The 24,247-nt window shown below is 36.9% G+C and carries 22 protein-coding genes; 3 read left to right on the forward strand and 19 right to left on the reverse strand.

The genetic code is table 11. The annotated features are described in order from the left end of the window. Positions 1–341 precede the first annotated feature (341 nt). Together lepB and MKY37_RS04650 are read right to left on the reverse strand one after the other, a co-directional pair. Positions 342–893, reverse strand: coding sequence for a signal peptidase I (gene lepB / locus MKY37_RS04645; protein WP_340774286.1), 552 nt, complete (start codon positions 891–893; stop codon positions 342–344). Further along, entirely contained in the window at positions 886–1,527 is a 642-nt protein-coding gene (locus tag MKY37_RS04650; protein ID WP_340774288.1) for a TVP38/TMEM64 family protein, read from the reverse strand. Before MKY37_RS04650 ends, lepB begins: the two co-directional genes overlap by 8 nt. 110 nt (positions 1,528–1,637) lie before the next feature. On the opposite strand from MKY37_RS04650, the gene MKY37_RS04655 reads away from it, so the two are divergent. Both MKY37_RS04655 and MKY37_RS04660 read left to right on the forward strand, forming a co-directional pair. Then, positions 1,638–2,348 carry an AzlC family ABC transporter permease gene (locus tag MKY37_RS04655; protein ID WP_340774291.1) on the forward strand — a complete coding sequence of 237 codons (711 nt, stop codon included), beginning with the start codon at positions 1,638–1,640 and terminating at the stop codon, positions 2,346–2,348. Next, positions 2,349–2,657: an AzlD domain-containing protein gene (locus MKY37_RS04660; RefSeq protein ID WP_340774293.1), complete on the forward strand. Its 309-nt coding sequence runs from the start codon at positions 2,349–2,351 to the stop codon at positions 2,655–2,657. A 746-nt stretch (positions 2,658–3,403) separates the two neighbouring features. On the opposite strand, the gene MKY37_RS04665 is transcribed toward MKY37_RS04660, so the two are convergent. From MKY37_RS04665 to MKY37_RS04740, 16 genes are all read right to left on the reverse strand, one after another. Then, a complete protein-coding gene (locus tag MKY37_RS04665; RefSeq protein WP_340774296.1) occupies positions 3,404–3,661 on the reverse strand; it encodes a CsbA family protein in 258 nt (85 codons plus the stop codon). An 8-nt stretch (positions 3,662–3,669) separates the two neighbouring features. After that, complete coding sequence (locus tag MKY37_RS04670) at positions 3,670–4,839, reverse strand: PDZ domain-containing protein (protein ID WP_340774299.1); 1,170 nt, start codon at positions 4,837–4,839, stop codon at positions 3,670–3,672. 86 nt (positions 4,840–4,925) lie between these two features. Beyond that, positions 4,926–6,341, reverse strand: a complete 1,416-nt coding sequence (locus MKY37_RS04675; RefSeq protein WP_340774302.1) for a S41 family peptidase — start codon at positions 6,339–6,341, stop codon at positions 4,926–4,928. 71 nt (positions 6,342–6,412) lie between these two features. Then, the gene (locus MKY37_RS04680; protein WP_340774305.1) at positions 6,413–6,991 is read right to left on the reverse strand and encodes a redoxin domain-containing protein; all 579 of its coding nucleotides are present in this window, start codon (positions 6,989–6,991) and stop codon (positions 6,413–6,415) included. Positions 6,992–8,083: 1,092 nt separating this feature from the next. Continuing rightward, entirely contained in the window at positions 8,084–9,394 is a 1,311-nt protein-coding gene (locus MKY37_RS04685) for a murein hydrolase activator EnvC family protein (protein WP_340774307.1), read from the reverse strand. A gap of 27 nt (positions 9,395–9,421) precedes the next feature. Continuing rightward, the gene (gene ftsX / locus MKY37_RS04690; RefSeq protein ID WP_340774308.1) at positions 9,422–10,309 is read right to left on the reverse strand and encodes a permease-like cell division protein FtsX; all 888 of its coding nucleotides are present in this window, start codon (positions 10,307–10,309) and stop codon (positions 9,422–9,424) included. Next, entirely contained in the window at positions 10,299–10,985 is a 687-nt protein-coding gene (gene ftsE, locus MKY37_RS04695; protein WP_211893370.1) for a cell division ATP-binding protein FtsE, read from the reverse strand. Before ftsE ends, ftsX begins: the two co-directional genes overlap by 11 nt. A gap of 286 nt (positions 10,986–11,271) precedes the next feature. Next, entirely contained in the window at positions 11,272–11,622 is a 351-nt protein-coding gene (gene cccB / locus MKY37_RS04700; protein ID WP_340774309.1) for a cytochrome c551, read from the reverse strand. Positions 11,623–11,672: 50 nt separating this feature from the next. Then, on the reverse strand, positions 11,673–12,548 hold the full coding sequence (locus MKY37_RS04705) for a YitT family protein (RefSeq protein WP_340774310.1): 876 nt from the start codon (positions 12,546–12,548) through the stop codon (positions 11,673–11,675). A gap of 332 nt (positions 12,549–12,880) precedes the next feature. Beyond that, positions 12,881–14,347: a methyl-accepting chemotaxis protein gene (locus MKY37_RS04710; RefSeq protein WP_340774311.1), complete on the reverse strand. Its 1,467-nt coding sequence runs from the start codon at positions 14,345–14,347 to the stop codon at positions 12,881–12,883. 82 nt (positions 14,348–14,429) lie between these two features. Beyond that, positions 14,430–15,534 (reverse strand): peptide chain release factor 2 gene (prfB, locus tag MKY37_RS04715; protein ID WP_370627109.1). Its coding sequence is split into 2 segments (ribosomal slippage): positions 14,430–15,467 and positions 15,469–15,534, totalling 1,104 coding nucleotides; the frame shifts between segments, so codons are not numbered across the junction. A 303-nt stretch (positions 15,535–15,837) separates the two neighbouring features. Next, positions 15,838–18,348, reverse strand: coding sequence for a preprotein translocase subunit SecA (gene secA, locus MKY37_RS04720; protein WP_340774313.1), 2,511 nt, complete (start codon positions 18,346–18,348; stop codon positions 15,838–15,840). Positions 18,349–18,595: 247 nt separating this feature from the next. Continuing rightward, positions 18,596–19,153: a ribosome hibernation-promoting factor, HPF/YfiA family gene (gene hpf / locus MKY37_RS04725; protein ID WP_340774315.1), complete on the reverse strand. Its 558-nt coding sequence runs from the start codon at positions 19,151–19,153 to the stop codon at positions 18,596–18,598. A gap of 110 nt (positions 19,154–19,263) precedes the next feature. Further along, on the reverse strand, positions 19,264–19,644 hold the full coding sequence (locus MKY37_RS04730) for a PilZ domain-containing protein (protein ID WP_340774319.1): 381 nt from the start codon (positions 19,642–19,644) through the stop codon (positions 19,264–19,266). Between the two features lie 152 nt (positions 19,645–19,796). Further along, entirely contained in the window at positions 19,797–20,288 is a 492-nt protein-coding gene (locus tag MKY37_RS04735) for a C40 family peptidase (protein ID WP_340774321.1), read from the reverse strand. 180 nt (positions 20,289–20,468) lie between these two features. Next, positions 20,469–22,157, reverse strand: a complete 1,689-nt coding sequence (locus MKY37_RS04740; RefSeq protein WP_340774323.1) for a methyl-accepting chemotaxis protein — start codon at positions 22,155–22,157, stop codon at positions 20,469–20,471. Between the two features lie 145 nt (positions 22,158–22,302). Between MKY37_RS04740 and MKY37_RS04745 the strand changes: the two genes are divergently transcribed. After that, positions 22,303–23,094 (forward strand): SDR family oxidoreductase, encoded by a 792-nt coding sequence (locus MKY37_RS04745; protein ID WP_340774325.1) that lies wholly within the window; start codon positions 22,303–22,305, stop codon positions 23,092–23,094. A 267-nt stretch (positions 23,095–23,361) separates the two neighbouring features. Here MKY37_RS04745 and MKY37_RS04750 read toward each other — a convergent pair whose 3' ends face one another. After that, positions 23,362–24,210, reverse strand: coding sequence for a VOC family protein (locus MKY37_RS04750; RefSeq protein ID WP_340774328.1), 849 nt, complete (start codon positions 24,208–24,210; stop codon positions 23,362–23,364). Between the last annotated feature and the right edge of the window lie 37 nt (positions 24,211–24,247).

Here is a 24,247-nt window from a genome sequence, read left to right on the forward strand (position 1 = left end):
ATTCGTTTTTTAAAAGTCGATCTAGTTGATTGAAGTGGAAGGCGGCGACTCCAGCGGGAACAGCGCGAGCTGAAAGCCCCGCAGGAAAGACATTGGTCAACTTTTTTTGACCAATGTCTTTGCGACGAGTAACCGCAGGAGCATTGTTTTCGTAGTGACGAGGAGATTGAAGCCGTGCCCGCGGAAAGCGTCCGCCTGGAACGGAAATCAACATTGTTCGGATTTCACAATTTAATATGCTTTATGAAATTGATTCAACTAGTAATAAGAATTTAATAGTATAAAAAAAACCGAATAATCTCCTATCTCTATTGTACAAAACAAACTACGAAAGAGGGAAATTATTCGGAATAGAATTGGATTGTTGCCTTCGAGATGGGCCAGTAGCGCACCTGCACCTCACCAACAATTTCTTTCATATCTACAAAGTGAAAATATCGACTATCCATACTGGAAATACGATTATCTCCTAAAACAAACAACTTATCTGGTGGAACCCGTTTACTTCCGGTCAGTTCTTCCAATTCAAAATCTCCAGTGAAGTTATCATTTGGATTTCCGTATGCACTAAAAGATTTTAGATAAGGCTCTTCTACTTTTTTATTATTAATAAATAACTCATCGTTCTCATAGCTAATCATATCACCTGGTAGACCAATTACACGCTTCACATAATCTTCACGTTGATCACCATGGAAAATCACTATATCCATCCGATCAATTTTAGAAAGCTTATTAACAATTACTCTATCTTCGTTATGCAATGTAGGCGTCATTGACTGTCCAACTACTTCATAATTTGTCACAAGAAACATTCTTACAAACATCACGATTAAAATACCAATTACTAATGCTGTCAACCATTCCAACATTTCTTTTTTTAGATTATTCAATACTTTCTCCTCTTTTGTTTTTTCTTTCGCCGCTGATTAATCTAAAATCTGCTTCTACTCTTTTATTTATCCTTTTTTCAATTGCTTTACCAACAAACCATAGAATAGCAATAAGTAAAACGACAATAGCGGTTCTAATTGGTTGAGTGATCAATGCCTTAATGTCAGATCCGATAAAACTAACAACGAAAATCATAATGAGCTTTCCTAATGCTAGAGTCCAGAAATATGTATTTTTTTTCATATCTGAAAGACCTGCAACAATATTGACTAAAGCAGAAGGTGTAAAAGGGAAACAAACGAGTAAAAAGAGTGGTCCAAATCCATTTCGCTCTACCCATGTAATTAGTTTTTGGATTTTGGCATGCCTCGTAATAAATCCTAATGCTCGTGCTCGTCCATATTTTCGGATGACTAAAAACACTGCGTAGGAACCGGCAACCGAACCTATCCAGGATATAAGAAAACCAATCAGTAGACCATATGCATTGACGTTGGCTACGATAAAAACGACTAATGGCAAAAATGGGAGAAAGGCCTCCATAAAGGGCAATAGGATTCCAATTAGTGGTCCAAGTGCTCGATAATCATGTGTTAAATTTGTTAATGTTTCTATTGAAAACCATTCAGGCATTTGGCTCTCCTCCAAATATGTATATTTATACTATTCCCAATATTACTGTACATAAAACGCTCTACTTATAGTATAATTTGTTGATTATGTATTTAGGTGGTGAACGTTTTGTGAATAATAATTCATTTTTTTTAGGATTGAAAGCTGGGATCAGTATTGCTATCGGTTACTTTCCAGTTGCATTGACTTTTGGCTTGCTTGCTAAAACGACTGGACTCTCGATTTGGGAAGCAACAGCTATGAGTATTTTCGTTTATGCGGGAGCAGCACAATATATGTCCCTTACACTTATTTCAAAGGGTGTTGACCCTATTTTAATCGTTTTAAATACGTTTGTCGTTAATATTCGTCACTTCTTAATGACGGCTGCACTGAATGAAAAGATGCAAAGTGAAAAAAGATGGATCAAAGGAATCTATGCTTTTGGGATCACAGATGAGAGTTTTTCGGTACTAGCTACCCAAAAAGAAAAAAAAATAGCTACACCTTTTGCTTTTGGTGTAGCCTTAATAGCGTATAGTAGCTGGGTTGTTTTTACTGCGGTTGGACATGTCATTGGCGCAAATCTTCCAGCATTTTTACAAGCAGCGATGTCTATTGCTTTATATGCGATGTTTGTTGGCCTGCTAGTACCATCTATGCGTGGTAATAGAAAGGTAGTAATGCTCGCTCTTATAGCAGCTATGATTAACGGATTCTTTTATTGGACCGAGCTATTATCAACTGGATGGTCTATTTTAGTCGCTACATTGGCTTCTTCTATTTTTATCGAAATAATTTACGCAAAACGCGGCAAAAATTTACCGAAAGGGGCTAACTAAATGGGTTCGTGGTATTGGTGGACATTACTTGGAATGGCTCTTGTTACATATATTCCAAGAGCATTTCCTCTCACCTTTTTAGAGGGAAAAGAACTGCCTCCAGTTGTCTCGGGTGTATTACGCAATATTCCTTACGCAGTCTTGGGCGCTTTAATCTTCCCGGCAATTTTATATGTACAACAAGATAATCTTCTATTCGGTTTAATAGGAACGGTTGTTGCGTTTAGTTTGGCTTTTCTATTTTCAAATGTGATGGTTGTTGTACTTGGTACAATTGGAGTTTTAGCTGTTTATAGTTTGATATTTTAATCGTAGTTTATTTATACATAATAAGAAAAGTTGGGCAATAAAGGGATCCTGGCATTTATGTTCAAAACCTGTTTCTATCATTTTCGAATTGCTTAGGACAGACTTTTGCTATATTATTACCGACTAAATTTTTAGTGATATTGGTTGTGACCTCCGTCACAACCAATATCACTTTTTCTTCGGTAATCTTATGGCTTTTGCCTGTCCGCTGCCCTCCTACAACTCTCAGAAACAGGTAAGTGCGGTTTTGGATAACTAGAGAAAAGATACTACCCTATTGATAGAGGAAGCTCACGAAGATACAATTTCGTTCGCTATTTCGCTTCTTAATTTAGTAAACATTTACTATTTCTCTTTATTTCCACTGGTATAAAGAAATCTGATTTCATCCACTATCAATGGATAGTAGCATTTTTAACTAAAAAGCGATTTCAAATAATTCGATTACTTACTAAAACTTACCAATCTTAATTTCTAAGTGATAGGCTATGCTAAATCTTAGTGTGTAGTACTACACGTTATATTGATTGGAGCGCAAGGCGGCGACTCCAGCGGGATCAGCGAGAGCTGAAAGCCCCGTATTAACGCAGTGACGAGGAGATTGAAGCCGTGCCCGCGGAAAGCGTCCGCCTGGAGCGGAAATCAACTTTGTTTGGGTTTTTCTATTAATTACCATTTGGAAATTGACTAATTTTAATATTTTAATCGCACATAATTTTTAGAACAAAAAATCCGCTCTCTTCAGTTCACAGAGGCGGATTTTTTTTATTATTACTAGTTTTCATATGGGTACTATACCAGAAGCCAAATGTAAGTGATGCAGCGTCGATCATATAAATCCACCATCGATGTGTGTAGCCTGCGTAGACCGATGCGGCAAATAAGGCGACGGTCAATATTAACGCAACATAATGATTGAATGTGATACGTGTAAATAATATGACTAGTAATGCAGGAGCAAAGATAGCCAATATTATTTGAGTTGTGAGTGATAGTGATTCCATAGTTTCTCCTATCTAACTAAGATTAAACCTAGTCGATAATGATCATGTCTAAATAATATATGCTGACGAAGACGTAATTCTCCATTTGAATCCAGCACTTCTAGCCGACAATGAGCGGCATTTATTTGTACTGCTTCATATAATTCCTGTTCGTTTTCAACTTTCTGTCCGTTCACTTTTACAATACGCTCTCCTATTAATAGACCCATTTTCTCGGCTGGAGAACCGGACAGAACACCAGCAATCATCACACCATTCGATTGTGGGGAGACAGCATAATTCCCTGTTTTCTCTTGTTGATATTTTATGATCGTAATAAGCAACCTTGCTATTACAACAACTAGTAGAGCAATTGCACTTACAAGTGGCTCAAAATAACCGATAGCAGCAATTATCGTAATTACAATCCCAAGTTGCCAAACAATTTTTCCGTATCCTGAGAAAAAATGAATAGGTAGAGAATGTTGAGATTTTTGTTGGAAGCCAATTACAAATGGAAATAAAACCAAAGAAAAGGCAGTTTCTCCAAGCGAAAACTGTGGCCAATAAGGTAAATAGGTCGGAATAACATCCCCGGGAATTATAAGTAATAAAGGCAATAGCCATAATCTTTTCACATCATAAACGATCGCTTCCATACCTCTAGATGTGGTCACAAGTTTTGGAGTCGCTTGCGTAGCACCATGTTTTTGAATAAGAACACCTTCTACGATAAGTAAAAGTCCTGCTATTATAGCTATAGGAACAATTCCATTTTGCAGAATATCCAGTCCAGACAAAGTCCATGAAAATAAATCAAATGACCAACTAAATTTATACATGGCATATACTGTTGCAGTACCTAATGCAATTGCATAAACCGCAGAACCAAATTGGTACGTAAATACTAATATAAATAATATCATCCACACGCTATATATCCATAGCCAAGAATTAGGAATAACTAATCCGATAGCTACACTTATAACAGATAAAATAAGTGCCCAAATTAAACCATCCAACAAGAATCGCTTAGTTTCGGTCCATCCCCATTGTAGTCTTGTGCGAAACTGTCTTCTTTCTCTTTTCACTCGAAAATATCCGATCAATATCGAGAAGAGAAGCGTAATATATACTGCTGGATGAAGGAAGAAACGTCCAATTCCTTTAACCAATTCGATTAATACTTCTTGCACCATACGCATCCCCCTCACTTACAACTATACTTCCTATTATTGTAACAAACGGAGAGGCCTTTGCGTATAGGATTTTCGTATTTACTTTGCTATTTCATATCATGAAGTAGAAAACTAATTCCCATTTGGAACTGTTTATCGTTTTCTCTACTAGCTTTATAATCGAGAATAGTTTTTGTTAATGACTGAAAGAGTACATCATCGATCTCGTTAAATTCATCTAAGCTTCTCTCTTGTCGATATTTTTCAATAGCATCTTCCGTGTCTTCATCAAAGTACCCATCTTGACGACTTATACTGTAACCAAGTGCACCTAATACTTGCTGAACATGCTTTACCTCTTCCGCAAAGTCGCCAACACGAAAATTACCTTGATAATATTTTATATCCATCGTATATAATTCATCAGGTTCAACCTGTAAATCTGCTTGGATTCCTTTATGATGGATCCACTCTTGTTTAGGAGTAAGCCATTTATGAGTAGAGATTTTAAGCTTGCCTCCATTTTTCAGTGGATGTGTTTCTTGAACTGTCCCCTTACCAAAACTAGTTTCACCGACGATCATCGCACGCTTATTGTCCTTTAGTGCCCCAGCTAGCACTTCACTTGCAGAAGCACTACCGCCATTTTGTAACAGCACAACAGGAAGCTTGTTTAAATACTGATTGTCCTTTGTTTCGGTATTTAACATTTCCAATACACCTTTTGCGTCTTGCATATAAGCGAAAGTAGAGCCATTCGGCAATAAAGTACCGATAATAGTAGAAACACTATATAAATACCCGCCTGGATTTCCTCTTACATCAATTAAAAGTCCATCTATCCCTCGTTCCACCAGAGCTTTCGTTTGTTTCTCCCACTCTTCTCCAGTCTTCTCACCAAATAATGTGATATTCACAATTCCGATTGAATAGTCATCTACTTCATAAATATCACTGGAAACCGTATGCATCGCAATCGTGTCACGTTTCATATGTAATTCGACATGGCGATTATCACTAGACCGATATACAGTCATTTTTAAACTAGTACCTTTTTTACCACTTAACAACTGCATTAACTCAGTCATCGACTTGCCTTCTACTCTCTCTTCGTTCACTCGAACAATTTCATCCTGAGACTTTAAACCCGCTTTAAACGCAGGAGAATCCTTTAAAGGTGCTACCACGACAAATTTCCCTGCCGAGAGCATAATCTCCGCCCCAATTCCAACTCGTTCTTCGGCAAGAGATGCCTCCTGGTTAGCAGCTTCTTCCTTTGTCAAATACGTACTATGAGGATCCTCTAATGCTTCTGCCATACCACGAATTGCACCTTCAACAAGTAAACTCTCATTTTTAGTAAATACCGCCTCTTTTTTGATCAATTGAAACGCTTCATCAATTACTTGACTATTGCTTACGTTTTTTTGTTCTGTAGCTGAAGGCTTCATCAACCACATATACCCGATGCCTAAAACAATAACAACTAACAACCCATAAAGAAAAAACCGACTTTTGCGCAAGTTCAACCTCCTACTTTTCCACTAATATATGTGTGAAAAGAGGAGTTTAATACTTGCCCAAAAATCGATTCTTATTTTAAATTGCTTATATAGTCTGTTAACATTTGCTCGTCCATCGGTCCAACAATCTTATTTTGAATGGTTCCTGTCGTATCTATCATATAAGTTGTAGGTATCGTAATTGCTTGATAGGTATCCCCAACAACACCATCTTCATCTAAAGGAATCGGAAAACTAAGTGCATAATCTTCTTGAAACGCCTTCACTTTGTCCAGACCAACATCAGAACTAGTTAAATTGACAGCTAAAATTTCTACATTTTCTTTTTCTGCCATATCTTCGTAATAATTTTGCAAATGTGGCATCTCTGCTTTACAAGGGCCACACCAGGTTGCCCACAAATTTAACACTACTTTCTTTCCTTTATAATCTGCGAGCGTGACTTCCTCGCCCTCTAATGTAGTTAATGTAAAATTAGGTGCAGTATTCCCTTGACCTAAGCCCTCATTTGCGGCATTCTGTGCCAAATCTGTTCCCATCTGCTCACCCGCAAATGCTTCCTGCTCATCAATATTATCTCTTACAAAGGATATTGTTGCAATTGCTACCAATGCTGCTATAACTAATAGCCCAATAATTTTTTTCTTCATATTATACCTCCTACTGATACGATAATATTTCACTGCCCTTATTATATGTTATCTACGGTATTAAATACGAATTAAATGAGCTGAAATGTGACTATGTAGTGACTTGAAACAACTTCGAAGTTGATATCACTTTACCGATTCTTTCGTGCAAGTTAATCTGCATCCTCCATATAGAAACCCTCTAAACGAATGTGCACTGCCGCACGCCACGCATGAGTCTTCAAGGATGGTCACTGGTGCTCCTTCATCCTTTATGAAGTCTCATACTTCGCGCTCCTGCGGCTTGGAAGGCGCACATCCTATTTACCACCGATGACACAGAATTGAATTTTTAAAATTATGTGTCATTACATAGGTAGTAGATAGGATGCCAAAAATTAATGGACAATTTTTTTGGCTCCGAAAGTAAACGACCAGCAAGCGCAAGTATCGTCCGTATCAAAGCAAGAAACTAGTAATGAAGGTAAAGATTTCTCCACCGAAGGTACTATCATACGAATATGTCCTTGCTGCACCCTACAGATTAGTTAATAGAGTGTGTTGCTTCAATCTTTATTAACTCTATTTTAATTATCGTTTTTAAAATACTAAACCAGTCCAATTACAAAGTTAAGATCTACTTACTCATTGATTAGAGTGTAACGCGGCGACTCCAGCGGGAGCAGCGAGAAAGTCGAGACCCCGCAGCAAAGCGAGGAGGCTCGGCCTCGCCCGCGGAAAGCGTCGGCGTGAAACGGAAATCATAGTATTACTGTCACTCTTTAATTACCTTTCACTTTGATTAACTCTTTTTAATCATCGTTTTTTTAAATACTAAACCAGTTCAATTATAAACTTAAGATCTGCTCACTCATTGATTGGAGTGTAACGCGGCGACTCCTACGGGAAGAGGAAAGTTGAGACCCGAAGAAAAGAGAGGAGGCTCACGGACCGCCCGCAAAAAAGCGTCCGCATGAAACGGAAATCATAGTATTACCCATTTACTGTTATTTAGGTTTTAATATGTATCAAAATCTAGCTGCTTTTCGAAAATTTTTATTTATACCCAAAAAAACAACGCTTCTCCACGAATGGAAAAGCGTTGTATAAAAGTTATAAGGAAATATATCTCAATGGGTTAACAGAGTTTTTGGCCATACCTTCCCAGTTTCCAACATGTATCTCAAAATGTAAATGAGGTCCAGTCGAATTACCGGTAGTACCAATTGCACCGATTATCTGCCCTTTCGATACAACTTGTCCAACACTTACTTTAATACTGCTTAAATGCGCATATAAAGAAGTGAAGATTTTACCATCAATAGAATGTGTCACCATAATTACATTTCCATATGTGCTAAGTGGAGCCGCATAAGAAATTACTCCATCAGCAGCTGATAAAACTGGTGTACCAGTACTATTAGCTATATCAATACCATAATGTGTTTTTACTACCCCATGAATCGGGTGAGTTCTACTACCGTATCCAGAAGTGAATCGTCCAGATGCAGGCTTTGTCCAAGAACCAGCAGAGACGTTTGGAATGGCTGAAGAAGAACCACCACTCGCTGCTTGCTGACGTTTTCTTTCTTCCTCTTCTTTACGTTTCTTCTCTTCTGCTGCTTTTCTTGCAACCTCTGCTAATCTTTTTTGTTCAGCGACAATTTTATTTTGCGTTTCTTGACTTAAGTTTAGAATCTCATCATATTCCGTTTCTAACACTTCTTTTTGATTGATCAATTTTGCTTGTTCTACCTCTAACTGATCTACTAAATTACCTTTTGAAGCCTTTTGAGTATCTAAAGATGTTTTTAAACTGACAAGCTCATCTTTACTATCTTCTTGCTGTTGTAGTTTTTTCTCTAGGCTCGCCTGTTGCTCTTCTAATTTTTCTTTATCATCAGCTTGTTCTTTTAAGATGGTACGGTCTGCCTCCATCAATGTATTGACAGCAGAAAAGCGGTCGATGAAATCGATAAAGCTATTTGCCCCTAATATTACATCTAAGTAATTAACAGAACCTCCACTTACTTGAACCGCACGGATACGTTCTTTTAATAGTTCATCACGTTCTTCAATTTTTCTTTCAAGCTCTTTAATAGAAGCACGTAACTTTTCAATTTCAGTTGTAGTTAATTTTATTTGATTTAACACTTCAGAAATCTGTGCTTCGGTATTAATAATTTTAGTATCTAACTCTTTAATTTGTGCCATAATTTGATCAATTTTTGATACGTTTTGATCAATCTTACCTTCTGTATCTTTAATGGTTGAGTCTATAGTGTTTTTCTTTTGCTCTAATTGTTTTTGCTCTTTTTTTAAATCATCTAAGGTATTCGCAAAAGCACTTGGAGTAGTTATTAAAAGTGCCCCTGTAGTTGCTATTGCCATAATTCGTAGCATCCATTTAGACTGTTTTCTCAAAATTTCTTTCTCCCTTCAATTTACCAACTACACACGTAGAAATTTACGAACTGACATGAAACTTCCCCAAACGCCTATAAGTATGCCCATTAATAAGATCAAGCCGTTTACTTGATATATAAATGGTGAGAACTCAAGTAGCTCAAATAATTTTCCTTGTTCTAGCTTTGGAGCTAGCATATTATAAATATTATAGTAGAGTACTGTTACTAACGTTATAGGAACGATGGCGCCTAAAATTCCAAGCCACATACCTTCTAAGATGAATGGAATACGAATAAACCAATTCGTTGCTCCGACTAGCTTCATAATTTCAATATCTCTTCTTCTTGCAACAATTGTAATACGAATCGTGTTAGAGATAAGGAACATTGCCGTAAATAATAACGCCAAAATCAATACTACTCCAACGTTTCTACCAGTATTCAAGACCGAGAATAGCTTTTCTATTTTACCTTCTCCATACTTTACCTCAAACGTATTATCGAGACGATCTAATTTCTCAGCCACTGCTTCAGTTTCTTGAGGATTGGTAGCTTTAGCATAAAATACATTATGTAATGGATTTTGTTGTTCAAATAATCGTAAATCCTCTCCAAAATCAACTACCAATTTATTTAATTCTTCTCCTTTTGGAGAATATTTAACTTCTGCTACACCTTTTGTCTCTTTAATCTCTTGTTCTAGTTTTGTAATAGCCGCTTCATCTGATGTTAACTCGACATAGACTTTAATCTCTACGTCTTTCTCCAAGTCATCTGCTACCTTGTTTAAGTTCATCATGATCATAACGAACACTCCGACCAGTAACAATGTAACTGTTACTGCACTTACCGAAGCAAATGTCATCCACCCGTTACGACTGATGCTCTTAATGCTTTCTCTGAAGTGTCTTCCTAATGTTCTACCCTTCATAACCGTATTCTCCTCCGTACTCGTCTCGAGTGATTAATCCACCCTCAACTGCTATAACACGGTGTCTAATAGTATTAACAATTTCTCTATTATGAGTTGCCATAATAATCGTTGTTCCTCGAGCATTGATTTCTTCGAATATATTCATAATTTCCCATGAAGTTTCTGGATCCAAGTTTCCCGTCGGCTCATCCGCTATAACAAGCTTTGGTGTATTAACGATAGACCTAGCAATAGACACACGTTGCTGTTCCCCCCCTGAAAGCTCTGTTGGGAACATTCTTGCTTTGTGTTTCAGTCCAACTAGCTCTAATACATCCATAACTTTCTTGCGTATTACTTTAGGTGTTTCTTCTATAACTTCTAATGCAAACGCCACATTTTCATATACATTTAAGCGTGGTAATAATTTAAAGTCTTGGAATACTACACCTATTTGGCGTCTTAAATATGGTACTTTATTGTTTTTGAGAGTCGCTAAATTGACACCATTTATCAAAATATCTCCAGTGGTTGGACGTTCTTCTCGATACATCATTTTGATGAACGTAGATTTCCCTGCTCCACTTGGTCCTACTACATAGACAAAATCACCTTGTTCAATCTTTACATCAATACCGTTTGCGGCAACAATGCCGTTTGGATACTTTTTGTAGACATTTATCATTTCTATCATTTATAAACCACCTAATTAGATTCGTCATAAAATGCAACACGCCTATTATAACATTAGAAGCGCTTTTATTTGTTACAATTAGATTTCAATTTATAGGTAAATAAGGGTAGATTTTTTAAAAGCAAATCTACGTTTTATCCTAACTAGTCAATTTCACTTAACTACCTTATACCTATTCACCAAACATTCTACATTTTACGAGGAGATTCCTTCTTTTTTCCAACAAAAAAATCAGCTACTCAAATAGAGCAGCTGATTTAATATGAAGGTTTTTACTTTTCTAAAATTATTTCTTAGCAGCTAACCACTCTGCTACAGCTTGAGCGTCATCACCAGAAATAATTCCTGGAGGCATTGCCCCTCTACCGTTTTCAATAACATTTAGAATTTCATCTTCTGATAAGCGTGAGCCTACATCGTTTAGAGCTGGGAAGTTCCCTTGCCCTTCTAAATTTTGTCCATGACAGCTAATACATTTTGCACTAACGATCTTTTCTGCATCCACTGAGGCTGTTTCAGTGGTAGTACCAGAGTCAGTTGATGTATCCGTATCTTTATCGGCATTATCATCACCGCCACCACATGCAGCTAGCATTAACCCTGCTCCAAATATTAAAGCTAATAGTTTTTTGTTCACGTTACTACCTCCCTAAATAGAATTTAGTTTGCATAATTATTATACCTAACTTAAGATCTTTTGAAACCTTCTCCCAGTACCTCATAGGCATCCGAAACTATGACAAAAGCAGCAGGGTCAATAGTTTTGATGATATGTTTCAACTTTGTGAACTCTGTCTGATATGCCACAACCATCAAAATTGGTCGTTCTACATTCGTATACCCACCATATGCTGGAAGTTTAGTTACACCGCGATCTATCTCGGTATATATAGCATCTCTAATTTCATCTTGTTTATTCGTAATAATGTAAATCATTTTAGATTGGCTAAATCCTAACTGAACAAGATCAATTGTTTTGGTCGTAACAAATAAACCGATTAGCGCATATAGAGCCTTCTCAATATCGAAAACGACCGCGGCGCTAAGTACTATCAATCCATCTATTAAGAGCACGCTTGTACCAAGGGAAAATCCCGTATACTTCGTAATAATTTGTGCAGCTAAATCTGTTCCACCTGTGGACGCCCCACCTCTAAAAACGAGACCTAAGCCTAAACCAACAGAAATTCCGCCAAATAAAGCCCCAAGCAATGGGTTCATCGTCCACGGTTCCCAGTTAGCAGACACTAGCACTACCGCTGGAAGCACTAATGTTCCTACTAAGGATTTAATACCAAATTTCGCTCCTAAAAAGATAAGTCCCGATATAAACAATGGAATATTAAAAGCATACTGCACGAGTCCCGGCTCCCAACCAAAGACTCCTTTTAAAATTGTACTAATTCCGCTAACTCCACCAGAAGCTATTTGGTTTGGCAATAAAAAGACGTTAAATGCAATAGCAATAATGGCTGCGCCAATAATTACATAAATATAATCCTTCGAGTTTTTTACAATGGGATGTGGTTCTTTATATTGTCTACGATTAATATTAGTTTCCATTTCATTCCTCTTTCATTCAAATACTTGTGTTTGCCTGCACTAGTATAACAAGTGAAAAGTAATTTGTGAACTTCATCAAGATAGCGTGTTGACGAGGTAAAGTGAAGGGAATTGGAGAGTTGTGGATAGTTATATAAATGTTATCTCTCAACATTCGAAAGCTATACATAAAAGCGAAGAAAAAAAGCAAGTACGATTAAGGTCAAAACCAGTTCCTATCGTTTCCGAAGTACTTTGAACAGACTTGTTACCGATTATTTTATAGCAGTATTATTGGTTTCTTATCTTTTGAAAAAGAGCATGTCTCCAGGACACGCTCTTTCAAGTAACAATTATTTATTATTAATGTTTTGAGCCTCTTTGTATGTTTCATCGATATATTTGGCAATTGCCTGCTGATCTTCTGTTATTTGCACAAGTGTTGCATTGAATTCTTCTACAGTCGCGGTGCTTTCTTCAATAATAGCCGCAAATTCACTCGTACTAATATTAATAGATTCTGTATTATTGGAGATAATATCTACATCCTTTAAGAACTTAGCTAACTCGTTTTGCAGTTTCTTCATTGTTTCATGAAGGTTATTAAATGATTTATTTGATTTATCGGCTGTTGAAACTTGCGCATAAATTTGATTTACTCCATTTTCTAACTTTTTTAGAGCTTCTTGATTGTATTTGTTTAATTGGTTTAAATTATCATCTATTTTTTCTAGAGACTGATCAGTGACACCAGCAAGTTTTCGGATTTCTTCTGCCACAACGGCAAACCCTTTTCCGAGTTCTCCAGCTCTTGCTGCTTCAATAGATGCATTCAAGGCTAAAAGATTAGTTTGTGCTGTTATTTGGCGAATATCACTCGCAAAATTATTTGTTTCATTAATTTTTTCGGAAAGACCGTTAAATGTTTTATTGAGTTCCACAAAAAAAACGGTGAATTCATCAATCTCATTTTTCATCTTTTCCATCACTATAGAACCGTCCGAAGCATTCTGTTCTGCAAATTCCGCTTGTTTGACAATTTCGTGTAAATGTCCAGCCATTTCTTTTACTGAATCAGAAGTTGCCTCAGTAGATTTTACAATATCCACTACATGATCTGCTTGTTTTTGAGAACCAATACTTACTTCCCCTACCGCAACAAGCATTTCTGCCTGTGCATTGTTTGTATTAAATGTATTCGTACGTATTTGCTCCAAATTGGATGTAATGACAGACACTGCAGTTTCCAGTTTTTGATGTAGAAATGTTTCTTCATCAGATTTAACTTTTGCATCTTCTAAAAGTTTTTCCACTTTCGTGAATAGATTCTTACTTTGCCTTACTTGTAAGAAGATACCTAGTGCCATTATGAACTGGATGAAGAAAATATTCACAGTTCGTCCTTCAAATATACCTGAATCATCCCACATTACAGTTAATATCATTGCGAACAGGCATAAAATGTAACCGTATACAAAAATACTCTGCTTTGAATGTAAACTGCTTAGAATTAGAATGAAAAGTGCTAAAACGATTGTAGCGATGCTTACTTCATTGAAATAACTCATGCTGACGGCTGTTATCGCTCCTGCTAGTATTACAAAATAAGGATAAATACGTGCGATTTGTATTGATTTTCTTGCAACAAAATACATAAAAATCGATATAACAAAAGGAATTCCAATAGAAATAATGACAACTGCTGCCTGTTGAATAATAATTTGTACTAGTAATCCAAGACCTGCGGCTAAACCATAAGCTAAAAATAAAATGAAGTTTTTCCTTTTTAAATCTTCGTTTTTCAACTCATTGATATTCATTGCTCTTTCCCCTATTCCTTATATTCTGAAAAATAAAAAAACCGATGTTATATAATTATAACATCGGTGTGTAAAACGTCTATTAATTTATTTTTGAACGTAGGTAAGCGTGAATAAACGGATCGATTTCACCATCTACAACTGCATGAACATTACCACTTTCTTCATTTGTACGATGGTCTTTTACCATGGAATATGGATGGAATACATAAGAACGTATTTGACTTCCCCATCCGATTTCTTTTTGTTCTCCACGGATTTCCAATAATTGTGCTTCTTGTTCTTCAATTTTCAGCTGATAAAGTTTTGATTTTAATAATTTCATCGCATGTTCCCGGTTTTTAATCTGTGAACGCTCTGATTGACAAGTAACAACTGTATTTGTAGGTAAATGTGTAATACGAACTGCTGAGTCAGTCGTATTAATATGCTGACCACCAGCACCTGTTGCACGGTAAGTATCAATTTTCAAATCTTCTGTGCGAATATCGATTTCAATTTCATCCGTAAACTCAGGCATTACTTCACATGAAACAAATGAAGTATGACGGCGTCCTGATGAGTCGAAAGGTGAAATACGAACAAGACGATGAACGCCTTTTTCCGCCTTTAAATAGCCATATGCATTATGACCTTTGATCAGTAGAGTTACTGACTTGATACCAGCTTCATCTCCAGGTAAATAATCAATCGTTTCTACTTTAAAGCCACGCTTATCTGCCCATCGCTGGTACATACGTAACAAAATGGAACCCCAGTCTTGGGACTCGGTACCACCAGCACCAGGGTGTAATTCTAAAATTGCATTATGCTTATCGTATTCCTCGCTAAGTAGCATTTGCAATTCAAAATCACTAAGCTTGTTTGTAAACTCTTTTAATTCATTACCAAGATCTTCCTGTAGCTCTTCATCTGGCATTTCTTTGATCAATTCCAAAGTCATCTCTAGGTCTTCTTGTGTAGACTCAAGATTACGATATTCTTCTACTATCGCTTTTAATGCATTGGTTTCATTAATCACTTTTTGAGCTCCCTGTGCATCATCCCAAAAATCAGGAAATGTCATCAGCTCTTCTAATTCTTGAATACGAACCTCTTTGTTTTCTAAGTCAAAGAGACCCCCTAAAGTCTTTTAACTTTCCAGAAGTTCTATCTAATTCATTTCGTACAGTTGCAATTTCTATCATTTGTATTCCTCCGACTTTCTTTTGACTAGATTCCGGGTGGTGCCTTGTGCTTTTCTTTATGTCCAGCTCCAGACTCCAGCCTCTCGAGTCGCTTCAAGATTAAGGTAAAGGCAAAGTACGCCTTTCCTCTTTATCTTTCCAGCGCTGGTCGAGGCTTACAGGCGTCCTGCGCTTTTTTTTATGGCCAGCTCCAGACGCCAGCCTCTCGAGTCGCTTCAAGATTAAGGTAAAGGCAAAATACGTCTTTCCTCTTAATCTTTCCAGCGCTGGTCGAGGCTTACAGGCGTCTTGCGCTTTTCTTTATTAATTCACAGCACCGTGGCAGTTTTTGAATTTTTCGCCGCTTCCGCATGGACATGGATCGTTACGGCCGACGGAAACTTCTTTGCGCACAGGTTTTTTCTTCACAGGACCGCTTTCTTCTTTTGGATTTACAGCTTGCCCTTTTGCTACTTCTTCACGTTCAAGGTTATTACGAATTTCTGCTTTCATCGCATATTTCGCAACGTCTTCCTGGATGGAATCGACCATTGCTTCGAACATGGCAAATCCTTCACTTTGGTATTCACGAAGTGGATCTGTTTGTCCGTATGCGCGCAAATGGATTCCTTGGCGAAGTTGATCCATTGCATCGATATGGTCGATCCATTTGGAGTCAATAGAACGAAGTAATACTACTTTTTCAAACTCACGCATACGTTCTGCAGTCATTTCTTCTTCTTTCGCATCGTAGAATCGAATTACTTCTTCTTTGATTTTTTCTATCATTTCTTCAGAAGATAAATTTTCTAGTACCGATTGTGTTATTACCCCTTCAGGCAATAAATTCGCTTGAATGTAATCTTCAATCCCTTTCAAACTCCAATCAGCCTTATTCTCAGAGCTTGTATGAGAAGAAACTAAACGTTCAATTGCGCCGAATAGCATAGACTCTACAAGTGCACGCATATTCTCTGTTTCTAATACTTCGTTACGTTCTTTGTAAATGATTTCACGTTGCTGACGTAGTACATCATCATATTGTAATAGACGCTTACGTGAATCGAAGTTATTTCCTTCTACACGTTTTTGCGCCGATTCCACTGCTCGAGATACCATCTTCGATTGAATTGGTTGGGAGTCATCCATTCCGAGCTTGGACATCATGGCACGCATATTGTCAGAGCCAAAACGACGCATCAATTCATCTTCCATCGATAAATAGAACTGTGTGACCCCTGGATCTCCTTGACGACCAGAACGTCCACGTAATTGGTTATCGATACGACGAGATTCATGTCTCTCCGTCCCAATTACTGCTAAACCGCCGACTTCAATGACACCATCGCCTAATTTAATATCTGTTCCACGACCAGCCATATTTGTTGCAATCGTAACAGAACCTAAATGTCCAGCTGTTGCAATAATTTCTGCCTCATGTTCATGGTTTTTGGCATTTAATACATTATGCTTAATGCCATGTTTGGTTAACAGTTTAGAAATAATTTCAGAGGTTTCAATGGCAACAGTACCAATTAGAACTGGTTGCCCATTTTTATTGCGTTCAGCAATATCAGCTGCCGCCGCTTCATATTTACCATTCATGGAAGCATAGATTAAATCTGCACGGTCATCCCTTGCAATTGGACGGTTAGTTGGAATGGCAATAACATTCATATTGTAGATATTACGGAATTCTTCTTCTTCCGTTTTTGCTGTACCGGTCATTCCAGACAGCTTATCGTACATACGGAAAAAGTTTTGGAACGTAATCGTAGCCATCGTCATCGATTCATTTTGGACTTCTAAGCCTTCTTTTGCTTCAATCGCTTGATGAAGACCATCACTGTAACGACGACCTTTCATCAGACGACCCGTAAACGAATCGACGATTACAACATCACCTTCTTGAACGACATAGTCGATATCAAGATGCATAGAAGCATGGGCTTTTAATGATTGATTGACTGCATGATTTAAACGAACATGAGTCAAATCAAATAAATTATCGATATTGAAAGCTTTTTCTACTTTTTCTACACCAGTATCCGTTAGAGTTACACCTTTTGTAGATTCTTCATAAGAATAATCTACCTCTTTTGTTAATGTACGCACAAATGCATTTGCTTGTTTATAAAGAAGAGCCGCTTTGTTTGCTTGTCCAGAAATGATTAAAGGCGTTCTTGCTTCATCGATTAAGATGGAGTCAACTTCATCGATTACTGCATAGTGAAGCGGACGTTGAACTTTATCTTCCTTGTATAGCACCATATTATCTCGTAAATAATCGAACCCAAGCTCATTGTTCGTCGAATACGTAACATCCGCCGCATAAGCTTCACGTTTTTCTTCTTTAGATAATGAATTTAAATTCAATCCAACACTTAAACCTAGGAAATTATATAATTGTCCCATCTCAGCAGCATCACGGCTAGACAGGTATTCGTTAACCGTCACGACATGCGCACCAAGACCTGTAATTGCATTTAAATAAATAGACATGGTAGAGGTTAGCGTTTTACCTTCCCCTGTTTTCATCTCCGCAATATTACCTTCGTGAAGAGCTGCTGCCCCCATGATTTGAACACGGAAAGGGAACATTCCCAGTACACGTTTAGATCCTTCACGTGCTACGGCAAATGCCTCTGGCAATAGGCTATCTAAGTTTTCTCCTTTAGTATAACGACCACGGAACTCATCTGTTTTCGCGCGGAGCTCACCATCAGACAATGCATCCATAGTACTTTCTAATGCTTCTACTTTATCCGCAATTTTTTCTAAGCGTTTTAGATCACGTTTATTTAAATCGAACACTTTATTTAATACACCTAGCATCTATTTTCACTTCCCATTTAGTCTTACTCTCCATTTTACCATTCGTTCTAAAGGCACGCAAATAAGGTACACTAATATTTTGAATGCTTTTGGAAACCTTCAATCAGATTGTTAAGTAGGAGAATGGTTCCAATTACTTTAGACCAACCATTGAACTTACTATTACTCTTCTCAAATAATTGAGAAAAACTCTCCTCATAATTCCGAGGAGAGTTGGTTATTTGAGTTATTTTATTTTTTTGCGGACTTAGTTTGTTTCGATTAAGCCGTATCTTCCGTCTCTACGTTTGTAGACAATATTTGTACCATTAGATTCTGCATCTGTGAAGATGAAGAAATTATGACCAAGCATGTTCATTTGTAGTACTGCCTCTTCTTGGTCCATCGGTTTTAGGTCGAACTGTTTTGTACGAACGATATTATATTCATCTTCTTCCGTATGATCAGACCCAGCATCTGGTGAATCGATTGTTGCAAAAAATGTTGCTACACCTTCACGCTCACGGAACTTACGATTTACTTTAGTTTTATACTTTCTAATTTGACGCTCTAGTTTATCAACGATTAAGTCGACTGCAGCATACATATCTGCATTGCGTTCTTCTGCTCTCAGTGTTAAATTTTTCATAGGAATTGTTACTTCTACTTTTGTTTGCTTGTCGTTATACACCTTTAAGTTAACGTTTGCAGTTGCTTGAATTTCTTCGTTGAAGTAACGGTCTACTTTCTCAATCTTCCCTTCAACGTATTCACGTATTGCAGGAGTCACCTCAATATTTTCTCCACGAATGTTAAAGTTTAGCATGTAAACTCCTCCTTTAATTTAACTCTATATATATATTTCAACACCACCTTTAAAATATCCTTCTTATTTTAAAGTTTTTATTTATTTTTTGTCGAATATTGTAATAATCTTTACCTTTTGAGCTCCAACTCTTTACGCCTACGGTTTTTCAGCTCTCCAATAATCATTCTTTCACTTTCACTGTCCCCAACTAGCTTTACGCCATATTCATGACCGAATGCTTTTCGGTGAGACCATACAAATTCGCCAACCATCGAAATAGGATTTGTATCTAATGTGAAATTCAATTCCACATGATGTAATTGATCTATGGATATAAATAATTCGCTAAACATCTTCAAGCCATGTGGGCTAATATCGATAATTTTACATACACCTTTTTTAGACAATTCCACTTCAGCATTGCCAACACTTTGTTTGATAAGCCGAAATGTTGCATCACAAGGCTCTTCAAATGTATAACGAAAATATTCATTACGATTGTATTTCAAATTCCTCCTCCTTTCGATGATTACTTATTTTATCTTTTTTCATTATGCAGAATTAACTAGCAATTATCAAACGATATGAGAACTATTAAAGATATTTTGAGTACAAAAAAGTTCTACCGTAAATTATACGATAGAACCGAGATGTATATGTTTTATTTGTTTAATGCTACTGTAACATCAGCAATTCGTTTTGCTCCTACATAGCGCTCTCCCCAATAATACGGGTCACTTAATTTATCGATTTTCACACCTTTTGAAGTGGATGAATGGATAAACTTTCCGTCACCTATGTATATACCAACATGTGATACACCTTTACCAGATGTATTGAAGAATACTAAGTCTCCAGAAGCTAAATCACTTTTATCTACTTTTGATCCTGAAGCATACAATCCTGAAGAAGTTCTTGGAAGACTAACTCCAGCATCATTGTACACATAATTTACAAATCCCGAACAATCAAATCCTGCTTTTGTTGTCCCGCCACCACGATATTTTGTTCCAATCAAATCTTTAGCAGTTGCTACTAATTCAGATGAGTTTACAGAGCTTGCTGCTTCCGTATTTCCTGCGAATGTTGTTACTAAGAGAACTGATAATACTAATATAGCCATGACTTTTTGCGACATAGATTTTAAATTCATCGTGTTCCCCCAAGGTCTAAAGTTTTCTGAATATTTCTCTAAACCCATATTACCACTCTTTAAACCTTTTTAATTTTACAGTTATGTAACAATTGTGTTACAAAGGAAACTTAATGTTATCAACGGTTTACACATAAAAAAACCTAACAAGTATAGAAAAAATTACTTGTTAGGTATAGTTTATATGACAAATTTAGTGCTTGATTTTTCCAAAATAATTGCTTCTTCACTTACATCATTTATCAATTTAGAAAGCATTTCGATTGTTTGAACATTCGATAAAAGCATGTCTTCTGTATATTCCATTTGCGCTGTGTTAGATTCAATTGATTCTATCAATGCAAATATGAGTCTCTCAGAAGTATTCTTTTCTTCTTCAATAGTTAAAATGGAATCTTTCATATGATCATTTTGATTTTTGGAATCTCGTATATAAGTTACTATTTTATCCATTTTATGATGCAGCATCTCAAACGTTGCTGCATTATTTTTGGATGTAGACAGACCGTCAGCAAATACATTCGCCATCTGAGTACCTTGTTGCGTAATGGAATTTGATATTTGGTGAATTGTATTAGCTGTTCGAGACACTTCATCTGCTAGTTTTTTTACTTCTTCTGCCACAACTGCAAATCCTTTTCCATGTTCACCTGATCTAGCCGCCTCAATACCAGCATTCAATGCCAATAGGTTTGTTTGCTTTGAGATCGTTTGAACGATTGTTGTCATTCGTGCAATTTCCTCCGTCCGGTCTTGGAGTAATTTTCTTTCTTGATCCGCTTCTTTAAATAATGACCGTAATTTTGCTGATTCTCCAGCGGCATTTTTCAATGCCAATGTACTTTCATCAGCCATTTGTACAGCAATAGTGGAATACTCGTTCAGTTCAATTACCTTTTCTGTCACTTCACCGAAAGTACGGGAGAATTCATCTAAAAAGGAGCGGATACCGATAGATGCTTCTTTTTGCTTTAGCATGCTTCCACTCGTTTCATGAATAGCTAGTTTGACAGTATTTGTGCTATCTACTGTATTAGTGGAATACTCTTTTAGCTCCGCACTATTTCCACTTAGGTTCTCGGCAGCATGTTTAATCGTTTTTACGATGGCTATTAGATTTCCTCGCATCTCATTCATCGCACGTGATACTTCCCCAATTTCATCATTCGACGAAATTTGTAAAGGTTGACTATTCAAATTCCCTTCAGATATATCTCTTGCAGATAAAACTACTTGTGCTAACTGAGTCTTAATTTGTCGATTTGTCATTAACACTAAAGCAAGTGATAGTAAGCCAGCTATTAGAAAAGCAGCAACTACAATAACAATGGTATTTTTCTGGCTCTCGGACATTTCTTCTATTAAAAGCTGTCTTTCCTCAGATTCATGTTGTCTAGTTTCTTCTAGCATTATTGTCAAGCTAGTATATTTATCATTGATCGACTTTAGTTGTCTTCGTTTTGCGACATTTTCTTTGTTAATAACCGATTCCTTTAGATTATTCTCGTATGTAATTTGAATTGATTGTAAGGTTTCTGAGAAAGTTTTCCAATCTGCATAGGGCATTTGCGCACTTGCCGAATTTAGTAGATTTGCTAGACTATCTTTTTTTGCTTCATAATCTTTGTCGAATTCTTCTAACGGGTCTCCTGCGAAATGAGAAATGGCAATGTATAAACTCGCTACTTCCGATCGCATAATATCTGCACTTTCGACATTTTGTGATGAAATTTCCATATCATCAGCTATTTCTTGGTTGTGAACTACTTGGATGATCAATAAAACAGTCATCATACCAAATAAGATAAAGGAACTAAAAATTGCTATTAAATACTTCATTCGCAGTGGAATTGCAGACCATTTTTTCATAGGTATTCCGACCTCCCACTTTGAAATATAGCATAATCCTCAAAGGAAATGAGTGTGTTTTCTGAAACTTAACATGAAATTTACAAAGACAAATCTGAAAATTCGATGTACGATAAGGGCAGTACATATAGAAAGGAAGCGGACCATGGACTTAGGATTAAAAAATAAACGAGTAATTGTAACTGCATCTAGTAAAGGATTAGGGAAAGCAACAGCCCTTCAATTTGCAAAAGAAGGCGCAAAAGTAATGATATCTAGTAGAAATGAAAAAGAACTTCAGGCAACTCTTGAGGAAATAAAAACAAATAGTGGAAACCAAGAAGTGTATTACACAATTTGTGATATGACAAAAAATAGCGATATTGAACAACTATTTAGCGAGGCAATAGAAAAACTTGGTGGCGTTGATATTTTAGTAAATAATGTTGGTGGCCCAGTAGCTGGTGGATTTGCACAGGTGACTGATGAAGACTGGGGAGTGGCATTTGAAAAAAATCTGCTTAGCTATATTCGCACAATTCGACTGGCACTTCCACATATGAAACAACAAAATTTCGGAAGAATCGTCAATATCTCTTCATCATCTACTAAAGAGGTGCTTGACGGTCTAATACTGTCGAATACATTCAGATTAGGGATGGTCGGATTGTCGAAAAGTATTGCTAGAGAATACGCAGAAAACAACATATTAATCAATACAGTAGGTCCAGGTCGAATCCAAACAGATCGTATCACAGAGTTAGACCAAATAGCTGCTAATAGAAAAGAAGTATCCATAGAGGAAGTTAGAGAAGGATTCAAGCAATTAATTCCTATTGGAAGATACGGGGAACCAGCCGAATTTGCAAATATTATCGCATTTCTATGTTCCGAAGCAAATACGTATATGACTGGCCAAAGTTTAGTAGTCGATGGCGGTATGCTGAAGGCATTATAATAGAGGGAGAAGACAAAAAAGAGGCTAGGACAGAACCCCAAAACAGCATTTTTCTCTGTGAGAAAAATGCTGTTTTTTTGCTGTGCACAAAATTGATCTCCATTCCAGGGACGCTTTCCACGGGCGTGGCCTGAGCCTGTAGTCTCAGGCGTCACGCTATTCCCGTAGGAGTCGCCCTTCCATTTCAATCAATTTTATTAAATATCCATTATTTAGTAAAGGTTTCTCCTTATCCAATAAAATTTCTACTTCTGTCCCAGCTTCTTTTTATTTTATAGTTAATTTTATTTTATTTTGTGAAGGATCTTGTACTATAAATACTCCATTATCTTCTGATACATCAGATCCGATTTCTTGGACATTAGTAATTGCAGTTTGTAGCTCTTCGTTTGTTGGATAAATTACTGTGAATGCCTTTAGTCCAACTACATTTTCTGGTGTAGGAGGAGCGCCGACTCCAGCCCATGTATTTAAACCAATATGGTGATGGTATTTACCTGCCCCCATAAATAATGCGCCAGGATAATTAGGAGTCATAACATCAAAACCTAATGCTTGGTAAAATTTCTTCGTTGCATCCAGTTCTCCGACATGTAAATGTATATGTCCCATTACAGTCCCTGATGGTAGTCCATTCCACGGAGTACTTGCACCTTCCGCTAAAATACTTTGCGCATCGATTTGTAGCGTGGCCATTTCAACGTATTCATTTTCCCATTTCCACTCAGAATCTGGACGGTCACTATATATTTCGATTCCATTTCCGTCTGGATCATTTAAGTATAGTGCTTCACTAACTAAGTGATCTCCTGCTCCAATACGAATATTAATCTCTGCGAAGTGTCTTAAAATAGCACCTAAATCAGCACGTGTCGGTAATAATAATGCGTAATGGTATAAGCCAGCTGTCTTTTGCTGAGTTGGCAAAATGTTCGCCGGTTGCTCAATAGAAAGAAGTGCTGTCTCACCATCGGCAGTAAGATAAATTTTTTCCGCTTGCTGCTCTAGTATTTTGAAGCCTATGATATTTTCGTAAAATTCTAGTGAGCGCTTAAGATCTACTACTTTTAACTCTACTAATTCTACAAATGTGTTTGGTTTATTATGATATTTCATGTGAATTCCTCCATTTGATTTATAGGTTACTTTTCGT

This window comes from Psychrobacillus sp. FSL K6-2836, from assembly GCF_038003085.1.
Lineage (GTDB): Bacteria > Bacillota > Bacilli > Bacillales_A > Planococcaceae > Psychrobacillus.